Source organism: Sinorhizobium sp. 8-89 (assembly GCF_030124325.1).
Taxonomy (GTDB): domain Bacteria; phylum Pseudomonadota; class Alphaproteobacteria; order Rhizobiales; family Rhizobiaceae; genus Sinorhizobium.
This window is the reverse complement of record NZ_JASKLR010000002.1, coordinates 48023-64139: the sequence shown is the minus strand read 5'-3', so window position 1 is coordinate 64139 and position 16117 is coordinate 48023. Positions and strand designations below refer to the sequence as shown.

General features: G+C 58.4%; 19 protein-coding genes, 2 tRNA genes and 1 pseudogene. 9 read left to right on the top strand and 13 right to left on the bottom strand.

Annotation, left to right across the window (positions count from 1 at the left end):
- Nucleotides 1-10: 10 nt before the first annotated feature.
- Together QN219_RS04770 and QN219_RS04765 are read right to left on the bottom strand one after the other, a co-directional pair.
- The gene (locus QN219_RS04770; RefSeq protein ID WP_283998397.1) at nucleotides 11-1729 is read right to left on the bottom strand and encodes a terminase TerL endonuclease subunit; all 1719 of its coding nucleotides are present in this window, start codon (nucleotides 1727-1729) and stop codon (nucleotides 11-13) included.
- Between the two features lie 4 nt (nucleotides 1730-1733).
- A complete protein-coding gene (locus QN219_RS04765; RefSeq protein WP_283998395.1) occupies nucleotides 1734-2117 on the bottom strand; it encodes a hypothetical protein in 384 nt (127 codons plus the stop codon).
- Between the two features lie 476 nt (nucleotides 2118-2593).
- On the opposite strand from QN219_RS04765, the gene QN219_RS04760 reads away from it, so the two are divergent.
- From QN219_RS04760 to QN219_RS04750, 3 genes are all read left to right on the top strand, one after another.
- The gene (locus QN219_RS04760; protein WP_283998393.1) at nucleotides 2594-3262 is read left to right on the top strand and encodes a DUF6998 domain-containing protein; all 669 of its coding nucleotides are present in this window, start codon (nucleotides 2594-2596) and stop codon (nucleotides 3260-3262) included.
- Nucleotides 3263-3600: 338 nt separating this feature from the next.
- Nucleotides 3601-3852 (top strand): GlsB/YeaQ/YmgE family stress response membrane protein, encoded by a 252-nt coding sequence (locus QN219_RS04755; protein ID WP_283998391.1) that lies wholly within the window; start codon nucleotides 3601-3603, stop codon nucleotides 3850-3852.
- Nucleotides 3853-4039: 187 nt separating this feature from the next.
- Nucleotides 4040-4228 carry a hypothetical protein gene (locus QN219_RS04750; RefSeq protein WP_283998388.1) on the top strand — a complete coding sequence of 63 codons (189 nt, stop codon included), beginning with the start codon at nucleotides 4040-4042 and terminating at the stop codon, nucleotides 4226-4228.
- Between the two features lie 130 nt (nucleotides 4229-4358).
- Here the strand turns inward: QN219_RS04750 and QN219_RS04745 are convergent, their stop codons facing one another.
- The 5 genes from QN219_RS04745 to QN219_RS34130 form a co-directional block, all read right to left on the bottom strand.
- Entirely contained in the window at nucleotides 4359-5333 is a 975-nt protein-coding gene (locus QN219_RS04745) for a hypothetical protein (RefSeq protein WP_283998386.1), read from the bottom strand.
- Nucleotides 5330-5548 (bottom strand): hypothetical protein, encoded by a 219-nt coding sequence (locus QN219_RS04740; RefSeq protein WP_283998384.1) that lies wholly within the window; start codon nucleotides 5546-5548, stop codon nucleotides 5330-5332. The genes QN219_RS04745 and QN219_RS04740 overlap by 4 nt, the downstream gene beginning before the upstream one ends.
- Nucleotides 5549-5690: 142 nt before the next feature.
- Nucleotides 5691-7205 (bottom strand): AAA family ATPase, encoded by a 1515-nt coding sequence (locus QN219_RS04735; RefSeq protein WP_283998383.1) that lies wholly within the window; start codon nucleotides 7203-7205, stop codon nucleotides 5691-5693.
- Nucleotides 7202-7933 (bottom strand): hypothetical protein, encoded by a 732-nt coding sequence (locus QN219_RS04730; RefSeq protein WP_283998381.1) that lies wholly within the window; start codon nucleotides 7931-7933, stop codon nucleotides 7202-7204. The genes QN219_RS04735 and QN219_RS04730 overlap by 4 nt, the downstream gene beginning before the upstream one ends.
- Before the next feature lie 102 nt (nucleotides 7934-8035).
- On the bottom strand, nucleotides 8036-8263 hold the full coding sequence (locus tag QN219_RS34130; protein WP_405052083.1) for a helix-turn-helix transcriptional regulator: 228 nt from the start codon (nucleotides 8261-8263) through the stop codon (nucleotides 8036-8038).
- Nucleotides 8264-8357: 94 nt separating this feature from the next.
- Here QN219_RS34130 and QN219_RS04725 point away from each other — a divergent pair, with 94 nt between their 5' ends.
- Entirely contained in the window at nucleotides 8358-8852 is a 495-nt protein-coding gene (locus QN219_RS04725) for a helix-turn-helix transcriptional regulator (protein WP_283998379.1), read from the top strand.
- 287 nt (nucleotides 8853-9139) lie between these two features.
- On the opposite strand, the gene QN219_RS04720 is transcribed toward QN219_RS04725, so the two are convergent.
- Together QN219_RS04720 and QN219_RS04715 are read right to left on the bottom strand one after the other, a co-directional pair.
- Nucleotides 9140-9670 carry a dihydrofolate reductase family protein gene (locus QN219_RS04720; RefSeq protein ID WP_283998377.1) on the bottom strand — a complete coding sequence of 177 codons (531 nt, stop codon included), beginning with the start codon at nucleotides 9668-9670 and terminating at the stop codon, nucleotides 9140-9142.
- Between the two features lie 366 nt (nucleotides 9671-10036).
- Entirely contained in the window at nucleotides 10037-10477 is a 441-nt protein-coding gene (locus QN219_RS04715) for an OsmC family protein (RefSeq protein ID WP_283998376.1), read from the bottom strand.
- Between the two features lie 178 nt (nucleotides 10478-10655).
- On the opposite strand from QN219_RS04715, the gene lexA reads away from it, so the two are divergent.
- Nucleotides 10656-11375 (top strand): transcriptional repressor LexA, encoded by a 720-nt coding sequence (gene lexA, locus QN219_RS04710; RefSeq protein WP_283998374.1) that lies wholly within the window; start codon nucleotides 10656-10658, stop codon nucleotides 11373-11375.
- A 72-nt stretch (nucleotides 11376-11447) separates the two neighbouring features.
- Here the strand turns inward: lexA and QN219_RS04705 are convergent, their stop codons facing one another.
- The 3 genes from QN219_RS04705 to QN219_RS04695 form a co-directional block, all read right to left on the bottom strand.
- Nucleotides 11448-12359: a PhnA-like protein gene (locus QN219_RS04705; protein WP_283998373.1), complete on the bottom strand. Its 912-nt coding sequence runs from the start codon at nucleotides 12357-12359 to the stop codon at nucleotides 11448-11450.
- A 726-nt stretch (nucleotides 12360-13085) separates the two neighbouring features.
- Nucleotides 13086-13159: transfer RNA gene (locus QN219_RS04700), tRNA-Cys, on the bottom strand.
- 299 nt (nucleotides 13160-13458) lie between these two features.
- Nucleotides 13459-13752, bottom strand: a complete 294-nt coding sequence (locus QN219_RS04695; RefSeq protein WP_173513342.1) for a hypothetical protein — start codon at nucleotides 13750-13752, stop codon at nucleotides 13459-13461.
- Nucleotides 13753-13889: 137 nt separating this feature from the next.
- On the opposite strand from QN219_RS04695, the gene QN219_RS04690 reads away from it, so the two are divergent.
- From QN219_RS04690 to QN219_RS04680, 3 genes are all read left to right on the top strand, one after another.
- Nucleotides 13890-13964: transfer RNA gene (locus QN219_RS04690), tRNA-Asn, on the top strand.
- Nucleotides 13965-14040: 76 nt separating this feature from the next.
- Entirely contained in the window at nucleotides 14041-14397 is a 357-nt protein-coding gene (locus tag QN219_RS04685) for an SMR family transporter (RefSeq protein ID WP_283998371.1), read from the top strand.
- Nucleotides 14394-14720, top strand: a complete 327-nt coding sequence (locus tag QN219_RS04680) for an SMR family transporter (protein ID WP_283998369.1) — start codon at nucleotides 14394-14396, stop codon at nucleotides 14718-14720. The genes QN219_RS04685 and QN219_RS04680 overlap by 4 nt, the downstream gene beginning before the upstream one ends.
- Here the strand turns inward: QN219_RS04680 and QN219_RS04675 are convergent.
- The gene (locus tag QN219_RS04675) at nucleotides 14708-15553 is read right to left on the bottom strand and encodes an SDR family oxidoreductase (protein ID WP_283998917.1); all 846 of its coding nucleotides are present in this window, start codon (nucleotides 15551-15553) and stop codon (nucleotides 14708-14710) included. The two genes, QN219_RS04680 and QN219_RS04675, sit on opposite strands and share 13 nt — an antisense overlap.
- 322 nt (nucleotides 15554-15875) lie before the next feature.
- Between QN219_RS04675 and QN219_RS04670 the strand changes: the two are divergent.
- Nucleotides 15876-16117, top strand: a pseudogene (locus tag QN219_RS04670) (pyridoxal-phosphate dependent enzyme); the annotation flags it as partial.

The window sequence follows — 16117 nt, the reverse complement described above, 5'->3', positions numbered from 1 at the left end:
AATGGCCACATCAAACCACCGCTATCTTGAAGTTAGGATCTTCCCATGGGGAGGGAGCGTGCGCGCCACCGAATGCACGAAGGTGCAGGCCCAAAGCCATGATTAGTGCGATCGCGCCATCTATCTTGTTTTCTGGCCGCTCTTTTCGCGGGTAAACGTTCTCTTTCGCGTCGTAGTGCCCGACGACATTGCCGATCATCCAAGACAACGGGTCACGCGGTCCAGAATTGTGGCCGAGCTTCCCAGAGCGCATAAGAGCATCGAGTTCTTTCGTAGGCTCCGAGAAATTCTGAACCGTCTGCCGATACTCAACGACGTTGGCGCCCTGCTCGGCCAAGTGGTTAGCCATCTGTTGCGCCTGCCACGGATCGTAAGCCACCTCCAGCACGTGAAAGCGACCAGACAAGTCAAGAATGTCTGCCTCGATACGATCGATGTCGATCACATCCCCTGGCGTGGCGATCAGCTTGCCTTCGGCCTCCCACCCACGGTACGAATCGTTGCGGCTGTCAACGATGGCTTGCTCCGGCACGTAGAAGCGAGCGAACGGGTACACCTTACCGGCCCGCTCGAACAGCGCGACAACGGCTGCAATGTCGACCTTGGAGGCCAGGTCAACCGCGATACGGCAGGGCTCACCAGCGAAGTCCTCAATGTCTAGATCTTCGTCAAAGCACCGATCCCAGGCGCGCATGTCGTAAAGCGCCTCGTTCGTCTGGATCCAGACGTTCAGGTGCTTCGTCAAAAAGTTGGCCTGAGATGCGGGCGATGACATCGCCTTGCGGCAAAGCGCGGCTACGTGCTCCGGCTCTACCGAGATTCCATAGTTCGGGTTTGCCTTCTGCCACGTCGCTTCTTCGGTCCAGTCATCATCGTTATCGATCGTGTAGATGATGCCGAAGTAGGTATCGTCGAGAGCCGTGCCCTTCAGAATGTTGCGCGTATAGGCGCGATGCTCGTAGCAGATGCCGGTCTTGTCGGCACCAGCCGTCGTGATCGCCCAAACCATCGACTGATTGCGCTTTCCAGCGCCCGTTTCGATGGCGTCGTAAACGCTGCGGTCGCGGTGGGCGTGCAACTCGTCGATTAGCGCGAAGTGCACGTTCTTGCCGTCGAGCGAGTCAGCGTCTGCGGAAAGTGCTTCGAAGTAGCTATTCGACCGCATCTGGATGATGCGGTGCGCCTCAACATCGATGCCGAGTGCCGTCCGCAACGCGGTAGCGCGACGAAGCATCGCCTGCGCAGCCGAAAACGCGACCTTGGCTTGATCTCTTGTGCGCGCCGCAGAGTAGACCTCGGCGCCGCCCTCTTTCTCGCCAAAACCGCAGTATAGCGCCGGCCCGTCAGACAGCGTCGTCTTTCCGTTGCCGCGGGGCACTTCAATATAAGCGCGTCGGTAGCGTCGTTTGCCGTTGTCGTGTCGCAGCCAACCGAAAGCGGTTGTTAGAATGAACGACTGCCACGGCTCGAGTGTAAGGTTCTGGCCGGCGAGCGGCCCTTTGATGTGCGGGAGGAAACAAGTGAACTTGCAAACACGCTCCGCAGCGTCGTGGTCGAAGTAATACAACCACCCTTCGGCGCTCACCGAGCTGGCAATATCATCCAGCTGCCGTTGGCACGCCTGCTGTACGAACTCGCACGCTGGAATGCGACCTCCAACCACGTCAGCAGCATAGCGGTAGCCGGCCGCAACATGCGGAAACTTCTCAGCATCGACGACATATTCCATGATCTCACTTGAAGTCTGCGAACGGATCAGCCTCAGGCTCCTTCGCCCCAGGCGCCTGAACCTTGCTCCGATCGGTCGGGCTGAAGCCCAACTTCGCCAACGCTCCAATCAGTTTGGAAATGCCGCCACCATCGAGCGCGCTCTTGCGAAACAGCACCATTAGCTTGACCGCGATTTCGAGCATCAGCCGGTCCGCGTCGGTGAGCCAAAAGCCGTAGCCGGCGAGTTCATCCCAAAGCTTCCGCTCATCAGCGTCGAAAAGTTTAGGGGCCGCGCCCACCGGGGCACTGGGCCTCGGTTCGTTCTGTCGCGCGCTCTTGCGCTGCGGATCTTTCTTGAAGGAGCCCTTCAATTCGAGGGCAGCCGTCGGCTTCCTCGGCCTTGCCATGGCACCAAACTCCGATTTCGAATTTTGCGGATGTGAATTTTTGCTTAGGCCGCCGGTTCGCGGCTGAACGGGCTGAGGGATGTTCCACGCCCCTCCCCTTTGCGCTCCTCGCGCTGCTTTGCACTGTTATGATGATGGGCGCAGAGTGACTGAAATGGACCGGACCAGAAGAGTTCCTCGTCGCCTCGGTGCGGCGTCACGTGGTCGCAAACGGTTGCAGGCTCAACGACCTCATCTTCGAGGCACATGACGCAAAGAGGATGCGCACTTAGCTGCGCCTCGCGGATCGATCGCCAACGCTTGGTGCCGTACCAAGCGCGCCAGGGCGTATCGTATCGCCTGCGGTCTGCATCTCGTTTGCGCTCGCTTGTCGTGCGTTGATGTGCTGGTTTGAAACGCGGTGGTCGTGTTGGCATCAAAGTACACGCATACAACGACTCACTGTAACGTCGCCCGCACATCAACAGGCGGGCAAAATGTCTCTAAACCAGTTCCAGATCATCAAGTCTCTTGGCGAGGCGCTTTCGTGGTTTGAGCGGGAGCTCTCGTGGGGCGTTCCCGCCGCAGAGCTCAGTCACCTTACAGGTCGTATCGGAGAGCTCTACACAGCCATGTTCACATACGGACAGATGGCAACGGAGGTGAACCAACGCGGTTATGATGTCGTCAGTGCCGCCGGTGAACGCATTTCCGTAAAGACGGTGACATCTAGCAACCAAGTCGGCTTCAATCACAACACCTTCGAGCACGTCGACCGTGTAGTCGTTCTGCGCATAAATACCGAGGACATGGCGATTGAGATCCTTTTAGACAAACCTGCGAGCGAAGCGCGGGCCATCATGAGAGAAGACAAGGCAGGGAAGCTGATCTTCCCGATCTATCGGTCGGCCGCTCAAGCTGATGTCGTGTCTGTCGTCGATCTGCTGGTCACCAAACAGGCGAACTACAAAGGGTACACGATCAAGCAATACGAAAACGGAACTGTTCATGTAGAGATGGATAACGTTGTGCAGCAGCCGGCATTGCCGATCTTGCGGGAATTCGCAGCTGAACTGCAGATTGATCCACTCAACAGCAGCGGTTCGCCGAAAAACACTCGGCATTTAGGTGACCAGATCATCCGCAAGATTATCGAGCTGCAATAGCACGACGGCTCAGTTGCCCCCTGTTTAGGCACTTTCGATTTTGCTTTGTTTTTGTGCACTCTTGTATTATACGTCAGCCATGCGATGCGGATTCTCCTCCCAAGCGCATCGCCAGGTATCGCGTACCGCTCTAGCCTGTCGCTGATGCATCGGCGCCGGGCTTTTCTTTTCCAGCATAAACAAGAAGCGCCCGCTCAATCCCACGATCGATCCGGCATGTTTACTAAGCAGTGACGCCGGCACTCTCGAAATGATGGCTGACGCCGCAACGCGGAGCGCTGTAGTTGACGGGCTCATAGCTTCCTCTACCATCAAGGGTCTCGCCATAGGAGGCTCAAATGGAAGGCGCAGGTGTGGGCTGGATTGCCGCAATCATCATCGGTGGGGTCGCTGGTTGGCTCGCTGAGATGTTCATGAAGTCCGAAATGGGACTCATTATGAACATCGTCCTTGGTATCGTTGGCGCGTTCGTGGCCAACTTTTTACTTAGCCTAATCGGCGTGAATCTCGGTGGCTGGATCGGATACCTAATCGCCGGTTTCATTGGCGCCTGCATTCTCATCGCAATTGGCCGAGCGATCAAACGATGAAAACAAGGGCGGCAGGGAGCGTGGCGCTGTAGTGCCGCCGCTCTACCTGCCGCACCGTTGCCCGTCGCTGGAGGAGGCAGCGCCAAGCAATAAGTAATACTTAAAGCAATAAGTAATACTTACTTTTATTCTTGCTTTATTAGACTTTGGTACAATAGTCTGGCCTCCACTGCCTGGGAGGAGCAAGATGGAGCATGTCGAAGCCGAAAAGCTTTCGAAGAACACCGTTGCCAAAGTATGGAACGTCCGCGAATTTTGCCAACAACATCAATTAGGTGAGAAAGAAGAGAGCCGTCTTCGTCGGCTATTCGGTCGGTTCGCCACGGCCTCAGAGCTGCTGCACAATGCCAAACGACCGCCGCGTTGGCGGTACTGAGAAGGACTGCGCAAATGAATACCTCTCGCTGATCGCTCGCGAGAGGTCGGTCGCAAATCAAGCTGCGCACCGAAGAGAGAAGACCCGGCGCTTTGGCCGGGTCGTAACAGTTATCTTTCAACTAGATACGTCACACTGCGCCACGAACGGGCACGTTCTGTGAAACTTTTTTGTTGTCGTTCGCCGCAGCAAGCACTCGAGCTGTCTCGACAAGCGCCGCCTTCCCTGCCCGGTCTGCATAGCCCTCGCTATAACCGAGCCGAATGCCGATTGACTTAAGCGTGCCCCTGGCCGCGACCTCTTCGACAACTTCGACGACTTCGCCCTTCCTGACCTCTGGGGCTTCCCACGCCTGCGCTCCGCTCGACGCATTCCCGCTTGGACGTGAGACCCCGCCCAGAAATCCTGCGCCTTTAGCGACGGCGGTTTCGCACTTTGTCGCCGGAAACGGCAGTTGATCTATAGGAACGGAGCCGTCGAGGCCCCAGCTTCGCAGCAACTCGCGACTTTCTTCGACGCCGGCCTGCGGATCGTACATGGGCGGCAAAACCGGCCTATTGGACACGTTCCTCGGTAACGGGGTCGCATGCATCGGCGACGGGGTGGTCGCCTTGGTTTTGTTGAGATATCGGTCGGGATTTCGTCGCGACGTCTTGGCGGTGCCTCCACCAGCCTTGACGCGGTCAATGGGCTTAAGTTTGTGCCCCTTTTTCGTCGATCCCCACTCCACAAGCCGGCCGTCACGAAATTTCAGCGAGCCGAGGGTGATACGTTCGCCATCCTCGTCCGCCTCTATGACCGGCGTCAAGCCCTCTGCCGCCTTCATTAACTCGCCGACAGTAGGACGGATCTCTTGCTTGTTGTCCTCCGCATCGGCGTGCCAGTTGGCGGCCGGTTTGGGCATCGCGGCCGCTAATGCTTGCGCGAGATCAGGGTGATTGTCGAACAGCCACCGCAGAGCTGGGAGCGTGCCGCGGTAGCGCGGCTGGCGAGGCTTGCGCATAGGGGTGTTGTCGTTGGCGGCGGCAGGACGACTGTGCTCCGCTAAGAGCTCGGACAATTTCGACAGATCGCGATGGCGCTGCTTCTCTGCGGTGTGGCTCACGCGGCATCCTCCTTTTTGGCGTTTCGGGTGTTGTCATTCGCGGCCACGAGGGACCCGGCGTCTTGGCTGACCTTAGCGCGGAATGCCGCCCGGTCGCCGAGGCGGTCGATTGCGGTACGCTCACCACGTGGAAGATGAAAATCGCGGGTCATCTCCGGCGCAGCCCCGCGACCGGGGAAGCTGCCACCGATGTTTTGGATTCGTATACGGATCAAGCTGTTCTCCTTCTCAATTTTTCCCCACCACCACTTTTACTCTTCCCACAACACTCCCACCCTCCACCCCACCCTATAGGTGGTGGTGGGGGTGGTGAGATGGGTGTTTTCTCCCCACCTTCCCCACCTCTCCACACCGCACTCATTCGGTGGTGGGGAAGCCAGGCACGAGGTGCGGACGCTCTGTTCCTTTGTGATCCGATCGCATCTCGACGCGCAGATGACCTTCGGCCTTCCATGCTTTGATCATGAGTTTGATGCGGCGTTTCTCCACGGCATCCGTCGGATCCATGCCCAGGACTTCCGCAATGCGATACCCTGCCCATTGTGCCGATTGCTCGTTCTCCCGGTAGTCTCCTGCACCCAACCGGGCCTTGATCGCCTCGAGAGCTTCAGGCGGCACATCAGCCACAGCACTGTTTTCGCTCGGCCACCGCCACCCTTCGACCACGCCAACCTCGTCGCCACGTTTCATAAGCCCCTTGCCGTTTCCAAGCGGCACCGAGACAAAATGGCGCCATTGCGACGATCCTGACTTCGGCACCTTGTTGGCTTTACCGAAATCAATTCTGAAATAACCCCTCTCGTCGGGAAGCCCGGCCTTCTCCGCCTCTTCCTTCGTCATGGCGTTGATGACCCTGACCGATCGAGCGGCATCCTTGAGCGCACCGCCGCCTCGAGTTGAGTCGGCGGTAATTTCCCCATTCCCCTTGGTCGCGTGGTGGATCAGTTCAATTGCGCAATTCGCCTCGTCGGCAATCCTGCGCCACTGCTTCGCGACGCGCTGCACAAGGGTATTGTCGTTCTCTGGGACTTCGTGGCTGCTGACGAATGGATCGACAATCACCACGTCTATTGCGTTCTCTCGGATCACGGCCAGCATATCGTCGATCATGGGCTCGCAGACTTTGAAGTCCCTCGCCTCCTGACGAACGATGACGAACTCCTGGTCCCGGCCGGAATCGGTGAATAGTCGATCATCGATTTGATCTGCGGTGATGCTGAAGTGTTTCGCTGCGGCAGCAAAGCCCCGCTCGATTTCGTCAGCGGGATCCTCGAGATTCAGATACCAGACCTTCAACTTTTGCCCGAGGCCAGTTTGGGGTTCAAAAAGCGGCCTGCCAGTCACCATGCAGAGACTTTCTGTAATGCCGTGTGCTGTCTTACCGACGCCGCCGGGCGCTACTGTCACTGTCAAGTACCTGCGCTGGTAGTGTTTGGCGAACAGCCACTCCCGCTGCGGAATCAGCGATGTGTCGCGTAGCTGGAACGGCGTCGCCTTGAGGCCACGGCGAGGTGTTTCGTCAACAGGAAGCGAGCCACGCGACGTCAGGAGCCAGCAAGCCCCCCGCTCATCGATGTACGCCTGTCCAGCCTTTCCATCGATCGTTGCGCCAAAGAGGGTGAGACCTGTCGCCCCTATGCGTAATGTCCCGCCGTGCTCGCGTTGGATTGCCTCCAGACGCGCACGGTGTTCTGGCTTCTCCGCGATAGCGGGCTTGTTGTCGTTGGCGGATAGCGGAACGGCTGGAGTGGTGGCGGCTGCTTTTGAGGGCCTGTCGGGCTCAGGTACAGCCGCACATTCCTGAAGGAGACGCGCAGCCTCCCTCTCCACCAGTTCGTTGCCATCGCGCCAGATGGCAGCGAGTGACGTCATGCCATCACCAAGTTGAACCGGCCCGGGTGCTTGGCGTTCAACGACTGTGAGATAACCTGGCGCTGAGCCTGCGCGACGAAGTATTCGCGGATGTTATCGGCATCGTCGTCAATCTCGAACCGCTCCAGAGCCGCGTCATCAGCGCCGAACGCCCAATCCCACACCTCCAAGGCCCAGGCGACATTGTTGCAATGGATTTTATCGACAGTCTGCAGGCGCTTAAGCGGCGTGCGCCGTTGCGGGTCGACATAGACGCAGCCGGTCGCTCCTGCTTCGAGCCATTCCAACGCCGAGGTGTGCAGTCGAACGGAATCGCCGCTAATTTTGTCGCCACCCAGCCAAATGGCCTTCTGACGGATAGTGGCGAACTCCAATCCGTCGATAAAGAGCATGCCAACGTCCAGAATCTGTCCATTGTCCACGATCGGAAAAATGAGGGCGTCCCGCTCACCTTCGCCGTCGAAGGTGTAGATGTAGCGGCCGCAAGGGTCCTTGACGGGCATCTCGTAGTCATATGAGCAGGTAGCGTGAACCAGCTTGCATTGAAACGGCAATGCATCCGGTTCGATGTCATTGTCGCGCAACCAGGCCGTCGCTTCATTGATGCCGTCAGCCGCTTCGTATTTCGACTTGGTTTCTTCGAGTGGCTCGCGATAACGCTCTTCGACGGCCTCCCAGTGCAGAAAGTAGTCATCTTCCCAAAGCTGGCTTACCGAAAAATCGGACATACGTTCTCCTCTCGCCGGGCGATGGCGCCGGTCGGCTGTTTTGTGGATGTGATTGGGATGATTGTTGATAAATAACTGGCTTGCCGCCCCGATCGTCAATGATCAGGCGGCGGCGGGAAGAGACCGGATCCAGTTTAGGATTTCAGACTCGCGCCAGCGGACACAGGCTTCGCTTAGTTGGCGCGGACGCGGAAATGTTCCTGCCGCCATACGGCGATAGATGGTTGAGGTTCCAAGTGACGTCATTGTCCTGACGTCGCGCAGTTTTAGTAATCGTTCCGGTAGGTTGTCGTTGCTTGCTAATATACTGCTGTAGCTCGCAGAGCTCATCGGTCCTCCTTTTGCTTGCCAGTCCTTGCCACGTGTTTTCCCATATAGTACACTTTGACAAATTTGTCAAGATGGTCACTCGGGAGAATGCCCTATGTCGCGCCTTTCGCAAATGTTGGCGTCTGAACTGAAGCGGCGAGAAAAGAGCGAACGAGAGCTCGCTCGCGAGTTCGGCTGGTCTCAGCAAGCCTTCAATACCTGGCTGAAAGGTTCAGTGCCGCGCCAGCAATTTTACGCACGAATTGCCAAGTTCCTGCAGGTCAATATTGATGACGTCGAAATGCTGGCCAAGGAGGCGGTGGAAAGCAATGACACTACAAAGCTGCCATATCTCGGGGCCCCACTACTTGGTCGCGGCACAGCAGATTCAGTGACTCTGGATAAATTTCCGATCGGCTACGCGAAGCCGGAGATAGAGGACTGTTATGCTCTGCGTGTTGACGGGCGCATTCTCTGGATAAACCCGAAAATCACCCCAGCCGCCGGCAACATGGTTATACTCCGGGCAGATGGACAGGGACGAGTCGCTCAATGGCCAACCGAGCATGACGGCGAAGTCCATGTCGTCGTTCTGGCAGAGATGATTTGAGTTGGGGTAGTTTCGGGGGTACTATGCGACAATCACAATTTAAACAATAAGTGTTTTCAAAGAGATATATTATTCAGTAGCACAGACACCTCCTCCGCCATCTCTCCCCGATTGCCCTCTATGGTCGATATTGCCGCCGATTGCCGCATTCTACCAAGCGGTATAGCGAACCGCCGATTCTAAGCTATAGCGCGGTATGTCTTGGAGACCAGTTCAGCGCAATCGGAGAGCTTACGACCCAAAACGGATCTGACCTGTCGGCGCAGTCCGTTGGGCGAGTCGTGCGATTAAGCAGGAACGTATGTCAGCCTAACCGTGTCCTCGCCAACGCGATCGGTGGAAACAAGACGAAGCGGCGGCCGTGGGCCGGCAAAGAATGGCTTACCGCGGCCAAGCACGATGGGTTGGAAGTAGAGTCGGTACTCATCGATAAGACCAAGGTCGGTTAGGCTTCGTGCCAGGTCCGGTCCGGAAACTGCAATCTCCCCAACGAGCCGAGCCTTCAAACCACGTATCACCGCCTCGATGTTATCCTCGACAAGTGTGGCGTTGGGGCCGACTGACTTCAACGAGCGCGATACGACCCACTTCGGTTGGCGCCGCCACGCCGCCGCGAACTCGTGTTGCTCCTCGCTCCACTCAGGACGGTCTTCGTCCCAATAACGCATGGTCTCGTACATGCGGCGGCCGTACACACTGCCGGTCAGGTCGCGCACGTGCTCCATCCAGTGACGAAAGAGCGCGGGACCTGTCCGCATTTCCAGGTGGTCGACGTAACCGTCCAGGGACTGGTTCATTCCGAAGACAAGCTTTGCCATGCTGCTAAATCTCCATCCTAAGCCCTTCACGATAGTACGAGCAGTGTGATGCAGAAAGTGAAGTCAGGCGCAAACTGCGCGCCGCGTTGTCGATTTGATGGCAGGACGCCGTGCGCGTCGAGCTCGAGACAGGGTCGCTCGTCGAGATCGATACCGGCCAACTTGATATCCATGAGCTCGTGCCGCCGCCAAAGTGGGACTGATCTTCCGCTCCGACGTGTCGATTGCCATTAGCGAGCCAAGCCCTGATCCAGGAAATAAGGAGCCGCGCGCGCGAGTTCCGGGGCTCTCACCAGGCTCATGGAGATAAAGCACGGCATCCACTTGCGATGTCCCGGCCCCTGGCGATCCAAAGGGCTCCGGTCGTTACGGCTGAGCGACGGTCGTCGTGGCAGTGTCGACGATCTCAAAGTCATGGGTGATCGTGGCCGTCCTGGCGAGCATCGCCGACGCCGAGCAATATTTCTCGATGGACAGTGCAATGGCCCGCTCGACCTTGTTCGCGGCCAGGCTGCGCCCCTTGACCACGAAGTGGAGATGAATGCGAGTGAACACTTTCGGGTCCTGAGCAGCACGCTCTGCGTCGATCTCGACGACGCAGTCCTCGATCGCCTCGCGGCCCTTTTCGAGGATGTGAACGACATCGTAAGCCGAGCAACCCCCAGTGCCGATCAGCACCATCTCCATGGGGCTCGGGCCAGGTGTTTTTCCCTCTGTCCCGAATGCTGTCCCAAGCACAACCTTGTGCCCACTCCCGGACTCGCCAAGGAACGTCCGGCCTTCAACCCATTTGATACGTGCCTTCATGAGATTCACCTATTACCACCACGTACCATCATAGTCCTGCAGACGTTGATGATCTGCAACATTCGACGTCCCTGGAGCAAAGTCGCGAAAATTCACGGAATTTTAGGTACTTGCGGAACACATATGGAACAGATAGTGTCTGTTCTTGATTTGTTTCGCGACTTTGGAGTGACGCGCCATGCTAACCCGCAAGCAACAGGAATTGCTTCTATTCATTCACGAACGAATGAAGGAATCCGGGGTGCCGCCGTCCTTCGACGAGATGAAAGACGCACTGGACCTCGCCTCCAAGTCAGGCATCCACCGGTTAATCACTGCCCTTGAAGAACGCGGCTTTATTCGCCGTCTTCCCAACCGGGCTCGAGCACTCGAAGTCATCAAGCTCCCCGAAGCCTATGCGACGAGTGCGCAACCTCGGCGGGGCTTCTCGCCAAGCGTGATCGAAGGCAGCCTGGGCAAGCCACCCGCGACGCCTGCGGCCACCGCAAAGTCGGCGCCACCGAGTGATTCTGCAACGGTGTCGGTGCCGGTCATGGGACGAATCGCAGCCGGTGTCCCGATTTCCGCGATCCAGAACAACACGCATGATATTTCGGTGCCGGTCGAGATGATCGGCAACGGCGAACATTACGCGCTTGAGATCAAGGGCGACTCCATGATCGAAGCGGGTATCTTCGACGGCGACACCGTGATCATTCGCAACACAAGCACGGCCAATCCGGGCGACATCATCGTGGCACTCGTTGACGATGAAGAGGCAACGCTCAAGCGGTTCCGCCGAAAGGGCGCATCGATTGCGCTCGAGGCCGCCAACCCAGCCTATGAGACGCGGATATTCGGGCCGGACCGCGTCAAGATCCAAGGCAAGCTCGTCGGGCTTATTCGCCGTTATCACTAGTTGAGGACGACCCGGCACTTGGCTAGCGCTCTGCCTGCGGCATCAAGCCCAATGCGCGGCATTGGCGACTAACTAGCCGACTCGACGGGTGGAGTCCGTCGTCGCTACGGTTCGTGTCGTTCCGGCTGCGCCACCGAACCAGGCAGCGAGGGCGCCTACAACAAGCGACAGGAAGCCCAGGAGCGCTCCACTGGAAACGACGGTGGCGGCCGTGTCAGCGGCTTCGGTCGCCTGCTGCTTGGCGCGTTCCACCGAAGCCCTGTAGCTTTCCTCGTACTCTTGAACCTGGGTGCGCGCCTGGTCCACCGGGATGTTTTGCGCTCTCGCGATGGCGTCGGCAGCGCGGTTTCGGGCTTCTTCCGCGGTCGCTTCGTCGCCCGTGACGACCGCACGCACGGCGGCAACTGCAGCATCGCGAAGAGCTGCGGGATCATTGCCCCCGGTCGCGCTTCTGATCTGCCGTTCGATATCGGCCATTGGATCGACGGATGTCGCGACCGCCGGTGCCGCGGCAGTCGTGGCTATGGCGGCAGTCCTTCCGACACCCCCAACAATGCTACTCAAACCACTGAAGGCGCCACCAACCACAACGCCGACCGAGGTCGTCAGCAGATAGAGAATGACCAGTGTCGTGACGGCCCAACTGGTCAGCCCATGGTAACTTCCTGTCGCCCTGCTGGGACGGCCTGAAACCCTGCTTGCGACATATCCGCCGACGAAGGCTGCGACAATGCCTGAGATAACGAACCAGAGACCTCCTGCAATCGAAAACGTACTTGCGTTCGGGTTGTCGGCGGTTGCCGGATCAATTACCGCGGCTCCAATTCCAACGCCCAAGAGGTTCAACAGAAACTGCACCGCAAGCGCGAGCGCCACGCCGGCAAATACCGCTCCCCAAGAAATTTGGTTGACGGCGGCGCTCGCCGAAAGATCGGAGACGTAATCGGTCTCACGGGCGTGATGAACGGCGACAGGTTCGCTCATTGACATATTCCTCCCGGATGCTCACGCGATTCCCGCCCAAACCATGGATGCTCGAAACTGTTCCCTGGGACAACCAATGATCACCGGCGAAGGCATGCGAGGCGCATCACCGCCTAAGCGGGCGAAATAGCAAACTCAAATATGCCTGCCTCAACCGCCCACTTCTTAATGCACTTGAACGAAGCATACCGGCGCTTTCAACCATCCGTTCGCGTGCGGCGTCCGACTTCGGCGACAGGCGCGGGCCGCATCAAGATCGCACCCTTTCGTCTCAGCGCCGGGCTGTCGGTCCTGATTTCGTCGAACAACTCGCACAGCTTCACCGGTTCCCGATGGCTCCAGCCGGTTGCTCAAGATCATGTAAACGAGGCCATCGCCCTTGCACGCCTCCAGCGGCAGGCGACGGATCGCGGCAGATATGGTGGATGGCTTATCCTACGATCACGAACGTCGCGGCGCCGGCATGTGATCTTTGCCACCGGTCGTTTCGGGATGCCTTCGAGCCATGCTCACCAGCGACGCGGAAGAATTCCTTCCCGTCCGCCTCTCTCCCCAAAGCGCGCCTCGTAAGACAGCCATCGCCCGCATCGATTAGGACGACACCGGCAGCAAGTTGTTGACATTGAGCAATGGCGGAAGCGGAAACAGACTGGCACCCGTGCCTGCAAGTGGCAGATGACGCGATTTCGCACGGAAATTTGTGCAATCACGTGGATGATGTGACTTTGGAGGCCTCGCCCGGAATTGAACCGGGGTACAAGGATTTGCAGTCCTCTGCGTCACCACTCCGCCACGAGGCCTCTCACGCTCGATCGATCAAGCGATGGCCGGCGTTTAGAACGAATCTATGAGGAGTGCAAGGGGGAATGGTTCGAAAAAGGCGGGACGACGCGAGGTCGTCCACGTTCTCCCCAGCGGCCTCCAACCGCGGTCTCGCCCGGAGCGATTTCGGCTTTGAAGACGGTTTTGCATGTCTACAGTGTTATCGGGCAGCGACGGCCCACCGACAACGCGTCGCGTGGAACCAAACGCAGGCCGTCGCACGCGAGCGTTCAGTGTTGCACATCCTCAGGCAATCGCGTTCCGCAAGTCCGCCGCTTCAGGATTTGCCAGAATTTTGCGTGCCGCGCCAGCGCGCCCACCAGACCGCCAACTTGCGGCGGCGGCGGCGGATCGCCGGTATGTCGTGAGAAAGCACGAGCAGCCCCAGCGGGATCATCCAGAACCCCAGGACCGGCAGAAAACCCAACACACCGCCTACGATAAGGAGCGTGCCAACCAGAATCCGCAACACCGGCGAGTCGGGCAAGCCGATACGCCATTTTCCGAGAACGATCTCGCGCGTTCGTGGATCGATACCGAAATGCCGTTCTTTCTTGCCGTTCGTCATTATCCGTCTTTCATGCTCGTCTCCCAAAATTGGGGCCTTCTCCACAGCCTCGCAACCGGCGTCGTCATTTTTTTTGAAAAACAGCTTGGCAAATCGAAAAAGCATTTGTATTAGCAGCCTCACTTCTGCGGCGCAGATGATCCCTGGTAGCTCAGCGGTAGAGCACTCGACTGTTAATCGATAGGTCGCCGGTTCGAATCCGGCCCGGGGAGCCAGTTTCGAAGAGCCATTCGCGGCAAACGCCCGAATGGCTCTTTTCGTTTGTCGGTATAAGACCTCTGAAGGTTCCTGATGCGTCTTGCATGGCTTTTCCTGGCTCTTGCGATCACAACCGAGGTCGCCGGCCTCACCGTGATGAAGGCTGTCTCCGCCTCCGGCTCCTATGCCGGGCATGCAATCATGTATGTATCGATCGCACTTTCTTATGTGTTCCTTGCCAAAGCCGTGAAGACGATTTCCGTCGGCGTTGCCTATGCCATCTGGGAAGGCTCCGGTGTCGCTCTCATTACGCTCGTCTCCGTGTTCTTCTTTGGCCATGTGCTGAGCGGTCGCGAGATGCTGGGCTTGTCGATGGCCGTTGCCGGGATGCTGCTTGTCAATGCCGGCGAGGCACAGGACAAGGAAGTGACCGGAGAAGCAGCCCAATGAGCGCTGATGGCTTCTATTTCGCTTTCGCGGTCATGGCCGGCGTCCTCGACGTCGCTGCGAACCTCGCCTCCACGAAGTCGAACGGCTTTGCGCGGCGCGGCTGGGGCGTTTTGTCGATCCTCCTGGTACTTGCCGCCTTCGCGCTGCTTGCGGAAGCTGTCAAGGGCATGGAACTTGCCGTCGCCTATGCGGTTCTGGGCGCCACCGGCATCTTCGGCACCGCTGTCTGCGGGCGCCTTTTCTTCGGTCAGAAGCTCAATCCCGTCGGCTGGCTCGGCCTCTCGCTGGTTTTCGGCGCAGTTCTGGTACTTCACACCGCCTGACGCGGCCGACCTTTTGAACCGGCTTGGTCCTTTTTGGCAGCTGTCGCGGCCGCGCGCCCGGGCACAAGCCAGTCGAGAAGCGCGAAGTAGGCGCCGTACGGCAGGAAACGCAGCAATTTGACCGTATAGGTGAAGCGCCTGGGAAACGTGATCTCGAAGCGTCCGGATTTCAGCCCGAGACATATGCGTTCCGCCGCCTCGTCCACGCTCACCAGGGCCGGTCGCGGAAACTTGCTTCTGGTCGAACTGGCCGTATCGATGAAGCCCGGGCAGATCAGTTGCAGGCGTATCCCGATGCGATCAAGGTCGAATTTCAGGCTTTCTGCCATGTTGATGAGAGCGGCCTTGGTCGCCCCGTAAGCGGCACTCATGGGTAGCCCGCTGTAGCCGGCCACGGACGACATGATGGCGATCTGGCCATGTCCGTTCGCCTTCATGTGCTCGATAACAGGCACAAGGCAATTGACAACGCCGTGAACGTTGACGGCAAAGCTCTTGTCAAAGGCTTCCCTGCTGAGATCATCGCCGCGCACCGGAATAACCACCCCCGCATTGAGAATGGCCAAACTGACCCGACCGTGTTCGTATTCAATGGCCGCGAGCAATCGCTCCATGTCACGCTGATCGGTGACATCGCCATCGAGAACGACGATCCGCCCGGGGCCGGATGCCTCATGCTGAAGCGCCACCAGCTTCTCGTGGCTGCGCGCCGTCACGACGACCGAATAACCTTCCTCGACCAGCCTGAGCGCCACAGCGCGTCCGATGCCCGCACTCGCGCCGGTTATCCACACCAATCCATGCTCTGGTCGGGCTGTAAATACGGTCGTCATGTCGTCCTCGCGTTGACCGGGAAGGGCCTCCCCTTCCGAGGCCCGTGGCTGTCTCCCCCTTCCCGGGCCTAGTACCTCTCCAACGGCAACGCTTGCCCCGAACTTTTCACTTTCCTCGGCGTTTTGACGGCCGAGACGAATTTTGCCCGGGACAGGTAAGCTGCGAAACGCTATTTCTTGCCTAGTGCACAGGCTGAGCCGAAAACACGCCAATATTTCGGCGATCTTGCCTGTAAACCAAATGTTTATCGGATCGCCGTCCATCAGAGGTAATGCCTGGCTCAGGCCTGGCGTCCGTTCCGTCCAGCGTGAGGTTCTCAAAATGACCGTTCTTCCGTCCGTGCTCGAAGCGATCGGCAACACGCCGTTGATCCGGCTCAAGGCCGTTTCCGAAGCCACCGGCTGCACCATCCTCGGCAAAGCGGAATTTCTCAATCCGGGCCAATCGGTGAAGGACCGCGCTGCCCTGTGGATTATCCGCCAGGCGGAAAAGGCCGGGCAATTGAAGCCCGGTGGCGTCATCGTCGAAGGCACGGCCGGCAACACCGGGATTGGTCTTGCGGT

Excerpts from the sequence above, each read along its gene's own strand:
- QN219_RS04770 (WP_283998397.1), bottom strand. The coding sequence starts at position 1,729 with ATGGAATATGTCGTCGATGCTGAGAAGTTTCCGCATGTTGCGGCCGGC.
- QN219_RS04765 (WP_283998395.1), bottom strand. The coding sequence starts at position 2,117 with ATGGCAAGGCCGAGGAAGCCGACGGCTGCCCTCGAATTGAAGGGCTCC.
- QN219_RS04760 (WP_283998393.1), top strand. The coding sequence starts at position 2,594 with ATGTCTCTAAACCAGTTCCAGATCATCAAGTCTCTTGGCGAGGCGCTT.
- QN219_RS04755 (WP_283998391.1), top strand. The coding sequence starts at position 3,601 with ATGGAAGGCGCAGGTGTGGGCTGGATTGCCGCAATCATCATCGGTGGG.
- QN219_RS04750 (WP_283998388.1), top strand. The coding sequence starts at position 4,040 with ATGGAGCATGTCGAAGCCGAAAAGCTTTCGAAGAACACCGTTGCCAAA.
- QN219_RS04735 (WP_283998383.1), bottom strand. The coding sequence starts at position 7,205 with ATGACGTCACTCGCTGCCATCTGGCGCGATGGCAACGAACTGGTGGAG.
- QN219_RS04730 (WP_283998381.1), bottom strand. The coding sequence starts at position 7,933 with ATGTCCGATTTTTCGGTAAGCCAGCTTTGGGAAGATGACTACTTTCTG.
- QN219_RS34130 (WP_405052083.1), bottom strand. The coding sequence starts at position 8,263 with ATGAGCTCTGCGAGCTACAGCAGTATATTAGCAAGCAACGACAACCTA.
- QN219_RS04725 (WP_283998379.1), top strand. The coding sequence starts at position 8,358 with ATGTCGCGCCTTTCGCAAATGTTGGCGTCTGAACTGAAGCGGCGAGAA.
- QN219_RS04720 (WP_283998377.1), bottom strand. The coding sequence starts at position 9,670 with ATGGCAAAGCTTGTCTTCGGAATGAACCAGTCCCTGGACGGTTACGTC.
- QN219_RS04715 (WP_283998376.1), bottom strand. The coding sequence starts at position 10,477 with ATGAAGGCACGTATCAAATGGGTTGAAGGCCGGACGTTCCTTGGCGAG.
- lexA (WP_283998374.1), top strand. The coding sequence starts at position 10,656 with ATGCTAACCCGCAAGCAACAGGAATTGCTTCTATTCATTCACGAACGA.
- QN219_RS04705 (WP_283998373.1), bottom strand. The coding sequence starts at position 12,359 with ATGAGCGAACCTGTCGCCGTTCATCACGCCCGTGAGACCGATTACGTC.
- QN219_RS04685 (WP_283998371.1), top strand. The coding sequence starts at position 14,041 with ATGCGTCTTGCATGGCTTTTCCTGGCTCTTGCGATCACAACCGAGGTC.
- QN219_RS04680 (WP_283998369.1), top strand. The coding sequence starts at position 14,394 with ATGAGCGCTGATGGCTTCTATTTCGCTTTCGCGGTCATGGCCGGCGTC.
- QN219_RS04675 (WP_283998917.1), bottom strand. The coding sequence starts at position 15,553 with ATGACGACCGTATTTACAGCCCGACCAGAGCATGGATTGGTGTGGATA.